The 16,423-nt window shown below is 48.8% G+C and carries 10 protein-coding genes; 9 read left to right on the top strand and 1 reads right to left on the bottom strand.

The window, feature by feature from the left end; all coding sequences use genetic code 11:
* Positions 1-61: 61 nt before the first annotated feature.
* Both dnaE and tilS read left to right on the top strand, forming a co-directional pair.
* Entirely contained in the window at positions 62-3,538 is a 3,477-nt protein-coding gene (dnaE, locus tag K0H61_RS11775) for a DNA polymerase III subunit alpha (RefSeq protein ID WP_220049474.1), read from the top strand.
* Between the two features lie 22 nt (positions 3,539-3,560).
* The gene (gene tilS, locus K0H61_RS11770) at positions 3,561-5,000 is read left to right on the top strand and encodes a tRNA lysidine(34) synthetase TilS (RefSeq protein ID WP_220049472.1); all 1,440 of its coding nucleotides are present in this window, start codon (positions 3,561-3,563) and stop codon (positions 4,998-5,000) included.
* 54 nt (positions 5,001-5,054) lie between these two features.
* Here the strand turns inward: tilS and dgcS are convergent, their stop codons facing one another.
* On the bottom strand, positions 5,055-5,945 hold the full coding sequence (gene dgcS, locus K0H61_RS11765) for a diguanylate cyclase DgcS (protein ID WP_220049470.1): 891 nt from the start codon (positions 5,943-5,945) through the stop codon (positions 5,055-5,057).
* Between the two features lie 167 nt (positions 5,946-6,112).
* Between dgcS and K0H61_RS11760 the strand changes: the two genes are divergently transcribed.
* The 7 genes from K0H61_RS11760 (at position 6,113) to K0H61_RS11730 (ending at position 16,354) form a co-directional block, all read left to right on the top strand.
* Positions 6,113-8,059, top strand: a complete 1,947-nt coding sequence (locus tag K0H61_RS11760; RefSeq protein WP_220049469.1) for a monovalent cation:proton antiporter family protein — start codon at positions 6,113-6,115, stop codon at positions 8,057-8,059.
* 242 nt (positions 8,060-8,301) lie between these two features.
* Complete coding sequence (locus K0H61_RS11755; RefSeq protein WP_220049467.1) at positions 8,302-11,559, top strand: DEAD/DEAH box helicase; 3,258 nt, start codon at positions 8,302-8,304, stop codon at positions 11,557-11,559.
* A 48-nt stretch (positions 11,560-11,607) separates the two neighbouring features.
* Complete coding sequence (locus K0H61_RS11750) at positions 11,608-12,366, top strand: phosphatase (protein ID WP_220049466.1); 759 nt, start codon at positions 11,608-11,610, stop codon at positions 12,364-12,366.
* The gene (locus K0H61_RS11745; protein WP_220049465.1) at positions 12,359-13,501 is read left to right on the top strand and encodes an SDR family oxidoreductase; all 1,143 of its coding nucleotides are present in this window, start codon (positions 12,359-12,361) and stop codon (positions 13,499-13,501) included. The genes K0H61_RS11750 and K0H61_RS11745 overlap by 8 nt, the downstream gene beginning before the upstream one ends.
* Positions 13,502-13,795: 294 nt before the next feature.
* Entirely contained in the window at positions 13,796-14,554 is a 759-nt protein-coding gene (cysQ, locus tag K0H61_RS11740) for a 3'(2'),5'-bisphosphate nucleotidase CysQ (RefSeq protein WP_220052686.1), read from the top strand.
* 48 nt (positions 14,555-14,602) lie between these two features.
* Complete coding sequence (gene mak, locus K0H61_RS11735) at positions 14,603-15,523, top strand: fructokinase (protein WP_220049463.1); 921 nt, start codon at positions 14,603-14,605, stop codon at positions 15,521-15,523.
* A gap of 132 nt (positions 15,524-15,655) precedes the next feature.
* Positions 15,656-16,354, top strand: a complete 699-nt coding sequence (locus K0H61_RS11730; protein WP_220052684.1) for a YdcF family protein — start codon at positions 15,656-15,658, stop codon at positions 16,352-16,354.
* Positions 16,355-16,423 lie beyond the last annotated feature (69 nt).

Below are 16,423 nucleotides of genomic sequence, written 5' to 3'. Positions count from 1 at the left end.
GTGACTTTGTTAGTCTGCGTTTTAGTGTTTGTTAACCCGTTATTCTAAGATAATTCTAATTATGTCCGATCCTCGTTTTGTGCATCTTCGTGTCCACAGTGACTTTTCCATGTCCGATGGCGTGGCCAAAGTAAAACCCATCCTTGGCCAAGTCGAGGCGATGGGAATGGCCGCGGTGGCATTGACGGATCAAAATAACTTCTGTGGTCTAGTGAAGTTTTATGGTGGTTGCCATGGGGCGGGGATAAAGCCAATTATCGGTGCTGACTTTTGGATGCAAGTGCCCGGCTTTGACGGCGAGTTTTGTGCCTTAACGATTATCGCGATGAATAATGAAGGTTATCAGAACCTCACCCAAATCATTAGTCAGGCCTATCTGCGTGGCCAAGTTGCAGGTCGTGTGGTAATCGATCAAGAGTGGCTGGTGACCTATAACGAGGGCATATTATTGCTCTCGGGGGCTAAAGAAGGGGATGTGGGTAAGGCATTACTCAAGGGTAACAATACGCAAGTTGAGTCCTTGTGCGAGTTTTATCAGCAGCATTTTGAAGGCCGTTATTTCCTCGAATTAATTCGTACCGGCCGCGCCGATGAGGAGCGTTACCTGCACATGGCGGTAGGGCTTGCTCAGGAGAAGGGCATTCCTGTTGTGGCCACCAATCAGGTAGTATTTTTAAAACCCGATGACTTCGAGGCCCACGAGATTCGCGTCGCCATCCACGATGGCTTTACGCTCGCCGATCCGCGCCGTCCTAAAAAATACAGTGAGCAGCAATACCTTCGTAGCGAAGAGGAAATGTGTGAGCTTTTTGCTGATATTCCAGCGGCGCTTGCCAATACCGTTGAAATCGCTAAACGTTGTAACGTCACCATAAGGTTGAACGAATACTTTTTGCCAAATTTCCCCACCGGCGACATGTCGATTGAGGACTTTTTAGTTGATTGCTCCAAAAAAGGCTTAGAAGAACGCCTAGAATTTCTATTCCCCGATCCTGCTGTTCGCGCTGAGCGCCGTACAGAGTACGATGAGCGCCTCGATGTCGAGCTTCAAGTCATTAACCAGATGGGCTTCCCCGGTTACTTTCTTATCGTAATGGAGTTTATCCAGTGGGGTAAGGATAACGGCATTCCGGTGGGGCCTGGTCGTGGCTCGGGTGCGGGTTCGCTTGTCGCCTATGCTCTTAAGATCACTGACCTTGACCCGCTCGAATTTGACCTGCTGTTCGAACGTTTCTTAAACCCAGAGCGGGTCTCGATGCCCGACTTTGACGTCGACTTCTGTATGGACAGACGCGACGAAGTGATTGATCACGTGGCCGAGCTTTACGGCCGCGATGCGGTATCGCAGATCATTACCTTTGGTACTATGGCGGCTAAGGCCGTTATCCGTGACGTGGGCCGGGTGCTCGGTCATCCCTATGGCTTTGTTGACCGAATTTCTAAGCTTATTCCACCAGAACCAGGGATGACGCTCGCCAAGGCCTTCGAAGTTGAGCCGGAATTACAAAAATCCTACGATGCCGATGAGGACGTAAAAGATCTTATCGACATGTGCCGTAAGCTTGAGGGTGTGACCCGTAACGCGGGTAAACACGCGGGGGGCGTGGTGATTGCGCCCACCAAAATTACTGATTTTTCGCCACTATATTGCGACGCCGAAGGAAAAAACCCGGTCACCCAGTTCGATAAGAACGACGTGGAAACCGCAGGTCTAGTGAAGTTCGACTTCTTGGGGTTAAGAACGCTAACTATCGTCGACTGGGCGCTGGAGATGATCAACAAGGTGGAGGTCAAAAACGGCAGGCCACCGGTGCGCATCGAAGCCATCCCGCTGGACGATCCTGCATCCTTTCGCCTATTGCAACGTTATGAAACTACAGCGGTATTCCAGCTCGAATCCCGCGGCATGAAGGATTTGATTAAGCGTCTGCAACCCGACTGCTTCGAAGATATGATTGCACTCGTGGCGCTGTTCCGCCCAGGTCCGTTGCAATCGGGCATGGTAGATAACTTTATCGAGCGTAAGCACGGCCGTGAAGAAGTCTCCTATCCAGATTCCCAGTACCAACACGAATCCCTAAAAGGACTTCTGTCACCAACCTACGGCATTATTCTCTATCAAGAGCAGGTAATGCAGATTGCGCAGGTGCTGTCGGGTTATACCCTTGGCGGCGCCGACATGCTGCGCCGCGCCATGGGTAAGAAAAAGCCCGAAGAGATGGCCAAGCAACGCGGTACCTTTAAGGAAGGGGCAATTAAGAACGGCGTCGACGGCGAGTTGGCGATGAAGATCTTCGACTTAGTAGAAAAGTTCGCAGGTTACGGCTTTAACAAATCCCACTCTGCAGCCTATGCATTGGTGTCGTACCAAACTTTGTGGCTGAAGACTCACTATCCCTCGCAGTTTATGGCGGCGGTAATGTCCGCCGATATGGACAACACAGATAAAATCGTAACGCTCGTGGATGAGTGTGAGCGTATGGGACTCACCATTATTCCGCCGGATGTGAACAAAGGCTTGTTTAAATTCACCGTCGATGACGAGCTGAGGATTGTCTATGGTATTGGTGCAATCAAAGGCGTTGGTGAAGGGCCGGTTGAGTCGATTCTAGAGGCGCGTAAGGATGGACCTTTCGTCGACTTATTCGATTTTTGCGCTCGCATCGATCTTAAAAAACTTAATAAGCGGGTAATTGAAAAACTGATTTGTGCTGGCGCATTAGATGCCCTTGGGCCGCACCGCGCCGCTATGATGGCAACTTTGCCTGAGGCCATGAGCGCCGCAGACCAACACGCTAAGGCGCAGGCCATTGGTCAGCACGATATGTTCGGTTTGCTTAATAGTGACCCTGAGGATAGTAAGCAGCAGTTTGTCGAATGCACTCCGTGGCCGGATAAAATTTGGCTTGAAGGGGAGCGCGAAACCTTAGGGCTGTATTTAACGGGTCACCCCATTAATCAGTACCTAAAAGAGCTCAAGCATTACACCTCGGGACGCCTCAAGGATGTGCACCCAACCGAGCGCGGTAAAACGGTTAAAGCTGCAGGTCTTGTGGTGGCGACTCGGGTCATGCTCACTAAACGTGGTTCGAAAATGGGCCTCTTAACGCTTGACGATAAGAGCGCGCGCCTCGAGGTGATGTTATTTACCGAAGCCTTCGAGAAGTTCAATCACCTACTAGAGAAGGACAGGATCCTTATCTGTGAAGGTGAGGTGAGCTTCGATGATTTCGCTGGCGGTAACCGCATGACAGCGCGTAATATTATCGATATCAGCGAAGCGCGCAGTCACTTTGCTAGCGCCTTAGAAATCGATTTAGATGCCGCCCAATTAACCCCTGTGATGCTAGATAACATCGAGCAGGCCATTAGCGCATGGCGAAATGGCGCCGTGCCTGTGATGGTGAATTACAGCCAGAGCCAAGCAAAGGGACAATTTCGGCTAGCCGAAAGTTGGCGAGTCAATCCGAGTGATGAGCTGGTATTTGCCCTCGAGCGTATTCTGGGGCCAAATAAAGTGCGGATTTTATTCCCCTAGTTGGGGTTAGATGGGGGAAGGGATGGCTGAGCCAAATTTGAGTGCGCCTGTTTTAACAGAGCCTGATTTAACTGCCCATATTAATAGGTTTCTGGACTCGCTGGATCTCGCCCCATCTTGCAAGTTAGTACTGGCTTACAGTGGTGGCATCGATTCTGAAGTGCTGGCCTATGGCTTAAGCTGCTATGCAAAGCTTCATCCCACATTCCGGTATCAACTCATTTATGTGCACCATGGCTTAAGCGCTAATGCCGATGATTGGGCAGGGCATTGCCAAGCCCGCGCCGCCGTGTACGAATTACCGCTAAGCGTCGAGCGGGTCAAGCTTGAACTTGGCCCTAGGGTGAGCGTTGAAGCCGAAGCAAGAGCTCAGCGCTATCGCGCTATTTCTAAGCATCTTTCGCCTAAGGATATACTCCTCACCGCCCACCATGAGGACGATCAGCTCGAAACGATTTTGCTTGCCTTGAAGCGCGGGCAAGGGCCGAAGGGCCTTGCTGCCATGGGGCAAATTCAGATGCTGGCATTAGGTGACGGCTCCCTTGGAGAAAAGCAACATTGTTTGCAGGTGCGTCCCTTGCTGGATATTAGCCGCAGCGCGATTGAAGCTTTTGCGAAAGCGCATCAACTTCTCCATATCGAAGATGAAAGTAATCAAGATGATAAATACGATCGTAACTTTCTGCGCCTTGAGATTATTCCCCGTTTAAAAGCACGTTGGCCGAGTATTGCAACCACGGCGTGTCGCAGTGCCAAGCTTTGCGCCGAGCAGCAGGCACTCGTCGATGTTGAGGTTAGTGAGCGTTTACCTGAGTTGTTAACTAAGGCGCCCTTTAATGGCCAGACAGTGTTTAACTTAAGCCAAATTGAGAATTTAACGAGCGATTGGCAGGCTTTGTTGCTGAGGGCATTTATCGAATCCCAAGGTTTTTCTTTGCCCTCCTATGTGCAATTGCAGCAAATTTTGCAGCAGTTACTCTCCGCAAAGGATGATGCTAAGGTGTTTATCCGCATTGGTGATTGGGTGCTGCGCCGTTTTGCTGGCAAGGTATATCTGGATGCAGCCTGTAACACAAACGATGCCATTTCATCTGAAGCCGAGCTAATAGCAGGGAAGATTTTTGAGGGATTAAGCCTTGGAGGGCAACTCACTCTGGGTAAGCAGGTATTCACGCTCAAGGATAGCGGGATCAGGCTGCGTTTGCCTTTGGCTAATGAAGTCGTTAGTCTCAGATATCAGTTACCGGGGCAGTTTCGTTGTCAGCCGCATTTTCGCGATAAAGGTCGTGAGCTTAAAAAGCTGATGCAGGAATGCGCCGTTCCACCTTGGCTGCGTCCTCAAGTCGGATACGTGTTCTACGATGATAAATTGGTGATGGCCTTAGGTCTTTGGGTCGAGAAAAATTTTTGTGCGGCAGATGATGCGCTTGGCATTAGTTTTAAGTCTTCATTTTTATCTTAAAAAAACGCGCTAAGCTGCCAGAGCAGAGTCGTGCTCAGTTAACACTCAAAAGGACTAGGACAATTGGGTTTGACTGAGTTTATAGCAGTTTCGTCCCGATGCTTTAGCTTGATACAGCGCCTTATCCGCCAATTCGTACAGTTGTTCAGGTTCTACTATATGGCTTGACTCTGCTGCACCTAAACTGCAACTCACACCAAATTGATGAAAGCTGGCGTGATGGTTAATAGCACTGACAATGCGTTCACACAGTAAGCCCGCAGCATGGAGCCCACCCTGCACTAAAATCACAAATTCATCGCCACCGATACGAAAGGCCTGATCTGTGGTTCGTACGCTGCTGCGAATAATGTCACCAAATTCCTTCAGTAAATAATCACCACACTTATGGCCAAATCGGTCGTTAAGCTGCTTAAATTTATCAAGATCTAATACAATTAAGGCAATGTTTGCCTGTTGTCTTTGCACTAGTGCCAGAGCCTTTTGGATACTCTGGACGTAATAATGACGGTTCCCTAGGCCTGTAAGGGCATCGAACATCGCTTGTTGGGACATTTCCTGATATTGCATCGCATTGATAAGGGGCTGCAGTAACAGTGTTTCCAATTCTTCTAGGATGAGGTCTTGGGATGGTGTAAGTTGGTGAAGCAACTGATAATCAATGTGTAATGGAGTGCCTTTACATAAGATTTGTCGATTGAGATTAACCCCATGGCGATTACCCCAACTGAGCTGATATTCATCGCTTTCTAGGTGAACGCCTTGGATCGGCAGATGTTGTCCCAGTATTTTGCCATAACAGGCAAAGACTGTCCGAGGATCTAAACTTGAGTGCAATTGCTGGATAATTTGCACAAAATTAACAGAGACTTGGCTTGGATGATAGGTCTCAGTTTGGTAGCCATATTCGTCGCTAAATGACGTTGAAGCTAGGCCAAAGTCCATTCGTAATACTCCAGCAAGTTGATTTGCTATTTAATGATGTTGATTTAACTAAGCAATTAATATGCCGAAATGTTGGCGCTATTTTTTTGATTTAATATCAGCATCTTATTTTTGAGGTGTTCATTATTCTTTAACATGCCAGTAATTTGACAGGAGTTCACCTGCCTATGGAGCACGGTTTTTTGGTCCAAGTTCTTTTTATGCTGTTGATTGCTATTGTGGCGATTGCAGTGTTGCGGCGGATCGAAATGCCTGCCATTTTGGCTTACCTATTTACTGGCGTCGTCAGTGGTCCTAGTGGATTCCATTGGTTTACCCAACAACAAATGCAATCGGTTGCCGAATTAGGTGTGGTGCTGCTGATGTTTACCTTAGGGCTTGAGTTTTCGGTGCCAAGACTTTGGGCCATGCGCAGAACCGTTTTTGGATTGGGCAGTGCTCAGGTCGTGGTGACGACCTTGTTCACTATGTTGATAGCCTTTGTCTGTGGTCTCAATGGGATTGAGGCGCTTGTAATAGGGTCTGCGGTTGCGCTTTCATCAACTGCGATTGTGCTTAAGCTTCTCAATGATTTGGGCTGGCTTAGAAGGCGACACGGTGAGCTCTCCGTCAGTGTGTTGTTATTCCAAGATTTAGCTGTGGTTCCGCTGCTGATTTTATTACCGCTTTTAGCCAATAATGATGAACCTTTGATGCTAGCCGCCGTTTTGATGGCGCTCGTTAAGGGCATATTGGCCTTCTTTTTGTTATTAGCCTTTGGCAAATGGGCGCTGCCTAAAGTGTTCGATGAGGTGGCGCGTTCACGATCGAATGAACTTTTCGTGTTATCTACCTTAGTCGTGTCATTGATGACAGGGGCATTTACTCAGTGGTTAGGATTATCCATGGCCCTTGGTGCCTTTATGGCAGGAATGCTCCTCGGGGAAAGTCAGTATCGGCGACAAATTGAGGCGGACATCAGGCCATTTCGTGATTTGCTGATGGGGCTGTTTTTTATCTCCATCGGCATGATGCTCGATTTTGGCCTAGTGCTGAATTTTTGGTGGCAGATATTATTGATCCTATTTTGCATCGTGTTTGGCAAAGTGCTCATTACCCATGGTTTATTACGCTTAGCCGGAGAACCTAGCCGTATCGCATTAAGCACGGCGTTCACCTTGGCTCAAATCGGCGAGTTTAGCTTTGTACTCTTGGCTCTCGCTGTGACATACAAGTTGTTAGATACTGAAATCAGTACCATGTTGGTCATGGTCGCCGTACTTTCCATGAGTATTGCACCTTGGCTGGTACGTCACAGTGTCGATATCGCTAAATGGGTGTTAGGTGTGCGCCAGTCCCAGCACAAAGATGATGTGGTGCCTATCGCCCCCGACGAACAGGAGCTGGTGCTGATTTTGGGTTATGGTCGTGTGGGCCAAACGATTGCGCGTTTCTTAAAGTCTGAAGCTGTGCCCTATCTGGTGCTGGATTTAGACCCTGCCAGAGTCTCCGAGGCGCGCCGCGCCGGTGAGCAGATTTACTTTGGCGATGTGTGTAAGCGGGCGATTTTAAAACAGGTCGGGATCCGCCACGCCAAAATGATCGTGATTACTTTCTGCGAGACCCGAAGCCTTGAAGAGGCCTTGCCCCTGTGTAGGCAGTTAGCGCCAGAGGCGAAAATTTTGGTGAGAACGCGGGATGACACTGACCTTGCCCAACTACAACAGGCGGGCGCTAATCAAGTGATCCCTGAGACCTTAGAGGGCAGTTTGATGCTGGTGTCCCAAGTGCTTCACCAATGTGGGGTGCCACTCGCACGGATTTTAAAGCGCCTTGAGTCTGAGCGGCGAAATCATTATCAATTCTTGCATGGTTTTTTCTCGGGTACCGAAAACGACTTTTCCTTGGAATCCTTGCATGCGGTATTGCTGCCAAGGGGGGCCGATGTGGTCGGTAAGAGTGTCGCCGATGTTGATTGGGAATTGCTGCGTGTTGAGCTTAGGGCGGTTCGTCGAAGAGGACTTGAGGTTGAAAAACCGGACTCAGGTTGGGTGTTCAGCGCCGGGGATATTTTACTGATTGTGGGCAAACCGAGGCGATTGGAGAAGGCTGAGGCTAAATTGCTGCATGGATAACATGGATTAAAGGTCGGGCTTTTATTCAATCGTGGCTGTTAGTTAAGGAGCTGCGCTACAGTGAAAGCTAACTTGAATAAATGCTAACTTAGATGGCTCAGTGTCGATCTGACCGACAGTTAGCGGCGGCTATTGTGGTAATCCGTTGGCGCTTTCAATACAATTCTCCCTTACGTTGATAAATACTTAAGTGTTGCAATGACATTGTCTGCTTGGGTATTTCTGAGTTTCAAGGTTTACGCATGAATCGCCCGTCCCTCCAAGAGCCTATTCAACTGACTCAAGCCGCCGTTGAATCCCTATTCACGCCACCAACCCTAATGCGCGCCCGTGACTATGTGATGCAGGGCAGAGTGGTAATGGCTAAGGCCAATGCGGACTTTCGTCATATTGAAGGCGAGGTGAGCGGCAGCGAAATGCAGCCTTACCATCAGGATATTCGCCTGATCAGTATCAATCACACCCTGATCATGAACGGTTTTTGCTCCTGCCCCGCAACGGGTGATTGTAAACATATGGCGGCGGTGCTTTATAGTTTGCTGACGGATAAAACCGTTGAGGATCAACGCATCGCCCAGTGGTTACAATTGCTCGATGAAGCCGACGATCCCACGCTTCATAATATCGAATCTCTTTATGAGGACAGGGTGTTATATATCCTCTCTAAAGACGATAGCGGCGTCTTTATCGAACTGCGCCGCGGCAAGTTGGGTAAAAAGGGCAGTTACAACAAAGGCACTAAAATTGCCCTTTCCGATGTGCAGTACTATATGCCGCCTTGGATTGGTACTGGCGATGTGATGATATTAAATCTCATTATGTCTAGTCGCCGCCAAAGCGCTTCTCGTTTGTACTTAAAAGGCGAACTGGGTGCCGTTGCGCTCGAAAAAATGCTCGCTACCGAACGCTGTTTTTGGGAGGAGAGTCGTCTACCACTCACTCAAGGCGAGGCGGTCACCCCCCAATTTAGTTGGCGAGATATCGACAGCGAGCATAAGCAGATGCAGCTAGTGTTACCCGAGAAGGAAAACTGGGAACTCATCGTCACCGCGCCGCCTTTTTACATCGAGCTGGATTATTTCAATATTGGCGCGATAGTCACCGACATCAGTGTCGACAAGCTGGAACTCCTTAGCCAAATGCCGCCGGTGCCAAGCTCGCAGGTGGAGCTGGTCAGTCATAGACTCATTAAACATTTTTCGGCCAAAACCGTGCCGCCACCGGGTCCTATCGATTTCGTTCAAGTCTCGGATGACTTAACCATTCGATTAACCCTGCAGATGGCAAAGGCCACTAAACAATCGGGCGGGATTAAGCAGCCACAGCTATTACTCGAATTTGTTTATGGCAATTTGTTGCTTGCGGGGGATAGTCCAAAAGAAGCGTTAACCTTAATCAATCAAAAGGGCACTACCTACCAGATAACCCGTGAGCTTGAGGCCGAATCTCAAGCGGTCGATTTACTGCAATCCTTAGGTTTTATTGCATTAGAGAAGCCAAGTGGTCACAGGCAGCAAACTAAAGCTGAGCTAGACAAAAACGCCATCAGCGCCCTTTGGACGTTAGGTGCTCTCCCCGATGCCATGCATGGGTGGCTTCATTTTATCGAGCAGCAAGCGGCGGATTTGACCTTAAGGGGCGTGGATATCAGGTTTGCTTCAGGATTTAGCCTGAAAGTCATTGAAGCCCCATTAATGGTTGAGCTCGATGATACGACCCAAGGCTGGTTTTCCATGTCACTCAATGCCGATATTAATGGTCAGCAGGTGCCAATGTTACCGCTGGTGGCCACGTGGCTTAAGCAGCATGGCGAGCCGTCAGATGATACCGAATTATTGCTGCCAAGCCCCAATGGCGATTGGTTAAAGATAAAGGCTCGGGTCATCAAACCGCTGATGAGCATTATTGTTGAGCTATTTGAGCAGCATAAAGGTCAAGGCATTGTATTACCTAAATATCGCGCGCATCTTTTAAATGAGCTGGCCGAAACAGACATTAAGCTGATTAATGGCGACAGGGTACGCCAGCTTGCCACTAAGCTCGAGCAATTTAATGGCGTGAGTGACGTTGAGCCGCCTGCAAATCTTAATGCGACCCTGCGTCATTACCAGCAGCAGGGGCTCAATTGGCTGTGCTTTTTAAAGCAATATCAACTCGGCGGGATTTTGGCCGACGATATGGGACTGGGTAAAACCATCCAAACCTTAGCCTTTTTGTTGAAACAGCAGGAAATTAATAATCGCGAAAGTCATAGTCCACGCTTACCGAGCTTGATTGTCTGCCCCACCAGTTTGGTCGGCAACTGGGCTAAGGAAGCGGCTAAGTTTGCCCCATCACTTAAGCTTGTGGTGATCCACGGCGCCCAGCGCCAATCGCAGCTCGAGCAAATGGCCAATTACGATGTGGTGGTCACCACTTATCCCTTAATGGTACGCGACAGTGACTATTATGAGGCGCAGGCTTTCGAACATATTGTCCTCGATGAAGCGCAGCAAATTAAAAATGCCCAGGCGAAAGTAAGCCAAATTATCAAAGGATTACAGGCACAATTCAGGCTCTGTTTATCGGGCACGCCGCTTGAGAATCACCTTGGCGAGCTTAAATCCTTGATGGATTTCTGTGTGCCAGGACTGCTTGGCACCACAGCCTTTTTTAATAAGGCTTTCCGTTATCGAATAGAGCGATATCAAGACGGCGACCAGGCAAAGGTATTAAGCAAACGGATTGCGCCCTTTGTACTTCGCCGCACTAAGGATGAAGTGGTAACAGAACTGCCACCGAAAACCGAGATCTATCAGACCCTAGAGCTTGAAAAGGATCAGCGTAATCTCTACGAGAGTATTCGCCTGAGCATGGAGAAAAAAATCCGTGAACTCTTTGCCACTCAAGGGGTTGCTGGCAGTCATATCGAATTTTTGGATGCACTGTTAAAACTTCGCCAAGCCTGCTGTGACCCTCGTTTAGTGAAACTCGAGCAGGCACAGAAGGTAAAAAACAATGCCAAGCTTAACTGGCTTAGCCAGAATTTACCTGAAATGGTGATGGAAGGACGTAAGATCCTGATCTTCAGTCAGTTCACGAGTATGTTGATTCTGCTCGAGGAAGTACTGCAATCCCTCGGCTTAACCTACAGTAAATTAACGGGACAAACGCGTCTACGCCAAGAGCAAATCGATAATTTCCAAGAGGGCGATACTCCTGTGTTCCTCATCAGCCTAAAGGCGGGGGGCACGGGGCTTAATCTCACTGCGGCGGATACGGTGATCCACTATGATCCTTGGTGGAACCCAGCAGCAGAAAGACAGGCAACCGACCGAGCGCACCGGATTGGACAAGAGCGCCCGGTGTTTGTTTATAAACTGATTGCTGAAGGCACCGTTGAAGAAAAGATCCAAGAGATGCAGCAGCATAAGCAGGGACTGGCTGACAGCATTCTTGAGGGCAATGGCGAAAGTGCTTGGCATGGCAGCGCCGATGAACTGCTGTCACTATTCAATTAAACCGATGTCCGCGATTAAGTTTGGCTAATGATTAACTTGAGGTGAAACATGCAGTATCCCGTCGACACCCATACCCATACGGTCGCATCAACCCATGCTTATAGCACCATTCATGATTACATTGCTGTCGCGAAGCAGAAGGGGATTCGCCTGTTTGCGACAACCGACCATGGGCCAGCCATGGCCGATGCACCGCACTTTTGGCATTTTGTGAATTTGCGGGTGTTGCCGCGAATGGTCGATGGTGTCGGCATTTTGCGTGGCATCGAAGCCAACATTAAAAATGTCGCAGGTGAGATTGATTTCTTTGGGGATTATCTTGCCGAGCTTGATATTGTGCTGGCGGGATTCCATGAGCCCGTCTTCCCACCATCAGACAGGGAAACCCATACAGAGGCCATGGTTAACGCGATTAAAAGCGGTAAGGTGGATATTATCACCCACCCAGGCAATCCTGCTTATCCGATTGATATCCACGCTGTAGTTAAAGCCGCGGCCGAATACGGGGTGGCGCTCGAAATTAATAACTCCTCCTTTGAAACCTCGCGTCGTGGCAGTGAGGCTAACTGCACTGCGATTGCCAAGGCGGCTAAAGAATTTGGGGCAACCTTAGTGATGGGCTCTGACTCCCATGTGGCGTTTAGTCTTGGGGGCTTTGATAGGGCCATAGCTATCATAGAGAGTGTGGATTATCCCAAGTCACAGCTACTTAACCGTAGCCCAATAGCGTTGCTGGATTTTTTAGCAAAACGTGGCCATAAATCCATCGCGGATTTTACCCCGCTCTTTAGTGATGAGCATGTCTAATTCTGTTATCCCCAAAGCCTGTCACGCTAGCGTGAACAATCAACTCCCGCAGACAGTGTTAATCACCGCTGCCGATAGCCAGCTCGCCAAGGCGCTGCTTAGCACCCATGCATCACTTTTTACATCGACTCTGACTCATCAAAATACGGGAAGTCCGGTGAGGATGATTGCCTTAAGCCACACACAATTGGATATCACAGACGAGGAGTCTATTGCTCAAGCTTTTAAGCAATATGCGCCTAATGCTGTAATCAATTGCGCCGCCTATAATGCCGTGGATAAAGCAGAGGATGACAGGGAAATGGCTGATAAAGTTAATGCTTTCGGCCCTGAGTTACTGGCGAAAATGTGCCAAAAGCAGGGTGCTCGATTGGTGCATATCTCAAGTGACTATGTATTCAACGGCGGTTATGTGTTCAACAGCGATTGTGTATTCAAAGGAGACGGTGTGTCGGATGGTGACTGTGTTGTTGATGGCGGCAATGTGCGTGATGGAATAAATTCCACACATCGACCATACCGTGAAACAGATATCGCTCGTCCGTTGTCCGTCTATGGTCAGAGTAAGTTGGATGGCGAGAAGGCAGTATTAACCCTTTTGCCAGATGATGCCATTGTGGTACGTACCGCTTGGCTCTTCGGCGTGGATGGCACTAACTTCGTCAAAACTATGCTTAAGTTAATGGCAACTAAACCTAAGTTGGAGGTGATTAACGACCAACTGGGTTCACCGACGTGGAGTTATGCCTTAGCAATGGTGATTTGGCAGTTACTCCTAACACGGCAGTCTGGGTTGTTTCATTATGCAGGGGCTGGGCAATGCAGTTGGTTTGAATTTGCCTGTGAAATTCAGCGTCAGGCCCTGAGTTTAGGCCTGTTAACTCGGCAAGTGCCCATCTTGCCGATAACAAGTGCTGATTATAATGCACAGGCAATTGCGCAGGGCAGGCGATTGGCAACTCGGCCCAATTACAGCGTGTTAAATTCTTACAAAACCAAAGCATTGCTTGATGTTGCATTAGCCTCAAACGAGGGCAATCTTGTCCCATTCACAAATGAGGTGCCCTTGTGGCAGGATTGGCGGTTGCAACTGCAAACCATGCTTGAGGCATATCAAGATACAACTATTGGTTAACCCGACGTTGTGAATACGAATGCAGCCTATAGCTTAACGCTTTGCTGCGGGTAACTCATCCCTTAGACTCCTACAGAGTTACTCTGTCTCATTTTTCAGGGCTAGGCTTCGCTTAGTCAATTTTGCACAATCATCGATGAATATGTTCTTAATTATCAATGAATGCCAGTGGCATAATGGTTATCAATCTTCATTTTAATGCAGAGTGCTTACTAAAGAGTGCTGAATACATCTAAGGGCAGAGCAGTGACAAAAACAGTATCCCAAAAACCGTCGTTAACTAAAGCTGAGCTAATGCAGGTCGTTGACATTGCTAAGTCTGCGGGTGAGGCAATTATGGCGATTTATGGTCAAGATGACTTTGCTGTTTGCCAAAAGCAGGATGATAGCCCAGTGACGGCAGCCGATTTGGCGGCGCATCGGGTGATAGTGGCGGCGTTGAGCGCGCAATTTACAGATATTCCCGTGATGTCGGAGGAAGCCGCCGATATTCCATGGGACGAAAGACGCGTCTGGGAAAGTTACTGGTTAATTGACCCTTTAGACGGGACAAAAGAATTTATTAAACGCAACGGTGAATTTACGGTCAATATTGCCCTCATTCACCAAGGTGTTGCGGTGGCCGGCGTTGTCTATGCCCCAGTCCTTAACAGCTTTTACTATGGTGCTAAGGACCTCGGGGCTTGGCGTTTATGCGAAGATAAAGAACGAGCGTTAAAGGCTAATAAAGCATCGCGGAAAACGGCGATTGTGGTCGGCAGTCGTTCACATTTAAGCCCTGATGTGACGAGTTATCTTGAAAAGGTGGGCGAGCATGAGTTTTTGAGCGTAGGCAGTTCGCTTAAATTTTGTATGTTGGCGGAAGGAAAGGCCGATATTTATCCACGCCTAGGGCCAACGAGCGAATGGGATACGGCGGCGGCCCAAGCGGTACTTGAGAGTGCCGGCGGCAAAGTATTGCAATACGATTCAGGTTTACCTTTGACCTATAACCAAAAGCCTGATGTTTTAAACCCTTATTTTATTGCCACAGCCCCAGGCTGGGTAGCATAACCAAGGCGGGCGAAAGATTGCCCTGCTAAGTAACTGGAGTAGCGATTAATGATACGCATCGGCGTCGATTTAGGCGGAACAAAAATAGAATTAGTGGCACTGAGTGAAGAAGGTCATGAACTTTTTCGTAAGCGTGTCAGTACGCCGCGCGACTATGAAGGTACACTTGGGGCGATTGTTGGGCTGGTGAATGAGGCAGAAGCAACTGTCGGCCAAAAGGGGACTGTCGGTGTTGGGATCCCTGGGGTGATTTCGCCTTTCTCTGGTTTAGTTAAAAATGCCAATTCAACTTGGATTAACGGTCATCCGCTGGACGTGGATTTAGGTGCGCGTCTAGACCGTGAAGTGCGCGTTGCCAATGATGCTAACTGTTTTGCGGTCTCCGAGGCGGTCGATGGCGCTGTTGCGGGTAAGGGCGTGGTGTTTGGTGTGATTGTGGGCACGGGCTGCGGCGCAGGCGTTGCGATCAACGGTAAAGTGCACGCGGGTGGCAACGGTATTGGTGGCGAGTGGGGGCACAACCCATTGCCTTGGATGACCAAGGAAGAATTCAATACCACCCGTTGTTTCTGCGGCAATCCTGATTGTATCGAGACATTTATTTCTGGCACAGGCTTTGTGCGTGACTACAACGCTGCGTTATCGGCCTCTGCCGTTGACCGCGCACCCGTTAGCACAGGCAATGAAATCATGGCCTTAGTGGATGAAGGCGATGCCTTAGCCTCTGCTGCGTTTGACCGTTATATGGACAGACTCGCACGTTCTTTAGCCCATGTGATCAACATGCTTGACCCTGATGCCATTGTCTTAGGTGGCGGAATGTCACACGTGGAGGCGATTTACCCAAGATTGCCAGCACTGTTAACCCGCTATGTGGTGGGCCGCGAGTGCCGCACTCCTGTTGTACAAAATATGTATGGCGGTTCGTCGGGCGTTCGCGGTGCAGCTTGGCTGTGGGAAAAGCAATAACGAGCCTTGAGCGCATCGTCCAATTTTTGCTGGGCGATGCGTTTCATTATTTTGATGTTATGATGGCAACCCTTTGGTTTTTTAGGTGCTGACATCATGTTTTGGCTCAAGAAAGTTGTCTCCCAGGCAATTATGCCGCTTCCTTTTGTATTGTTGTTATTGTTCCTTTCTTGGTTGCTTATTCGTCGGCAATATCGCGTTAAGTTCTTACTGGGTAGTACGTTGTTTATCCTGTTGTTTCTGAGCAGTCAATTTAGCATCCAATGGTTAGTCAAACCATTAGAAACGCAGTACGCCAGCAATTCAACGCCGATTAATCATTCCTGCATCGTCATGGTATTAGGCTCGGCTCACTCAGACATTGAAGGTGCCACGGCGGTGCAATCCCTTTCGGCGGTGGCCTTGGCAAGACTTAGTGAAGGTATTCGGCAACTGCACTTAGGAAAAGACTGTAAACTCGTGGTCAGCGGTTGGAGTGGTCAGCTTACTAAGGTTGCCCATTCTGAGGTGATGGCAAATGCAGCCATTGAACTTGGCGTTGAGCCTGAGCACATTTTTCAATTTCCACTTGCCCGCGATACTGAACAAGAGGCGCATTACTTTAAGGAGAGCTTTGGGGATGTAGAGGTTCGCCTGGTCACGTCAGCGACCCATATGCCCAGGGCGATGGAAATTTTTGCCAGCAAAGGGCTAACGGCAACAGCTGCGCCAACGGACTTTATAGCCCGAAAGGATTTTTACTGGCGCATTACCGCCGATAACTTGCTGGCTTCACAACGAGCACTGCATGAATATATTGGCAGGCTTTGGCTTCGCATTAAACAGGAGTAAAGCGACTTATGCTCAGAGCGATTTCATTGATTAAAGTGCTTGGCTAAATCAAAACATATTAAAAAATCG

This window comes from Shewanella acanthi (assembly GCF_019457475.1).
In the GTDB taxonomy this organism is placed as follows: Bacteria; Pseudomonadota; Gammaproteobacteria; order Enterobacterales; family Shewanellaceae; genus Shewanella; species Shewanella acanthi.
The sequence above is the reverse complement of the archived record's forward strand: the minus strand, read 5'-3'. Positions and strand labels throughout refer to the sequence as shown.

Excerpts from the sequence above, each read along its gene's own strand:
- dnaE (WP_220049474.1), top strand. The coding sequence starts at position 62 with ATGTCCGATCCTCGTTTTGTGCATCTTCGTGTCCACAGTGACTTTTCC.
- tilS (WP_220049472.1), top strand. The coding sequence starts at position 3,561 with ATGGCTGAGCCAAATTTGAGTGCGCCTGTTTTAACAGAGCCTGATTTA.
- dgcS (WP_220049470.1), bottom strand. The coding sequence starts at position 5,945 with ATGGACTTTGGCCTAGCTTCAACGTCATTTAGCGACGAATATGGCTAC.
- K0H61_RS11760 (WP_220049469.1), top strand. The coding sequence starts at position 6,113 with ATGGAGCACGGTTTTTTGGTCCAAGTTCTTTTTATGCTGTTGATTGCT.
- K0H61_RS11755 (WP_220049467.1), top strand. The coding sequence starts at position 8,302 with ATGAATCGCCCGTCCCTCCAAGAGCCTATTCAACTGACTCAAGCCGCC.
- K0H61_RS11750 (WP_220049466.1), top strand. The coding sequence starts at position 11,608 with ATGCAGTATCCCGTCGACACCCATACCCATACGGTCGCATCAACCCAT.
- K0H61_RS11745 (WP_220049465.1), top strand. The coding sequence starts at position 12,359 with ATGTCTAATTCTGTTATCCCCAAAGCCTGTCACGCTAGCGTGAACAAT.
- cysQ (WP_220052686.1), top strand. The coding sequence starts at position 13,796 with ATGCAGGTCGTTGACATTGCTAAGTCTGCGGGTGAGGCAATTATGGCG.
- mak (WP_220049463.1), top strand. The coding sequence starts at position 14,603 with ATGATACGCATCGGCGTCGATTTAGGCGGAACAAAAATAGAATTAGTG.
- K0H61_RS11730 (WP_220052684.1), top strand. The coding sequence starts at position 15,656 with ATGCCGCTTCCTTTTGTATTGTTGTTATTGTTCCTTTCTTGGTTGCTT.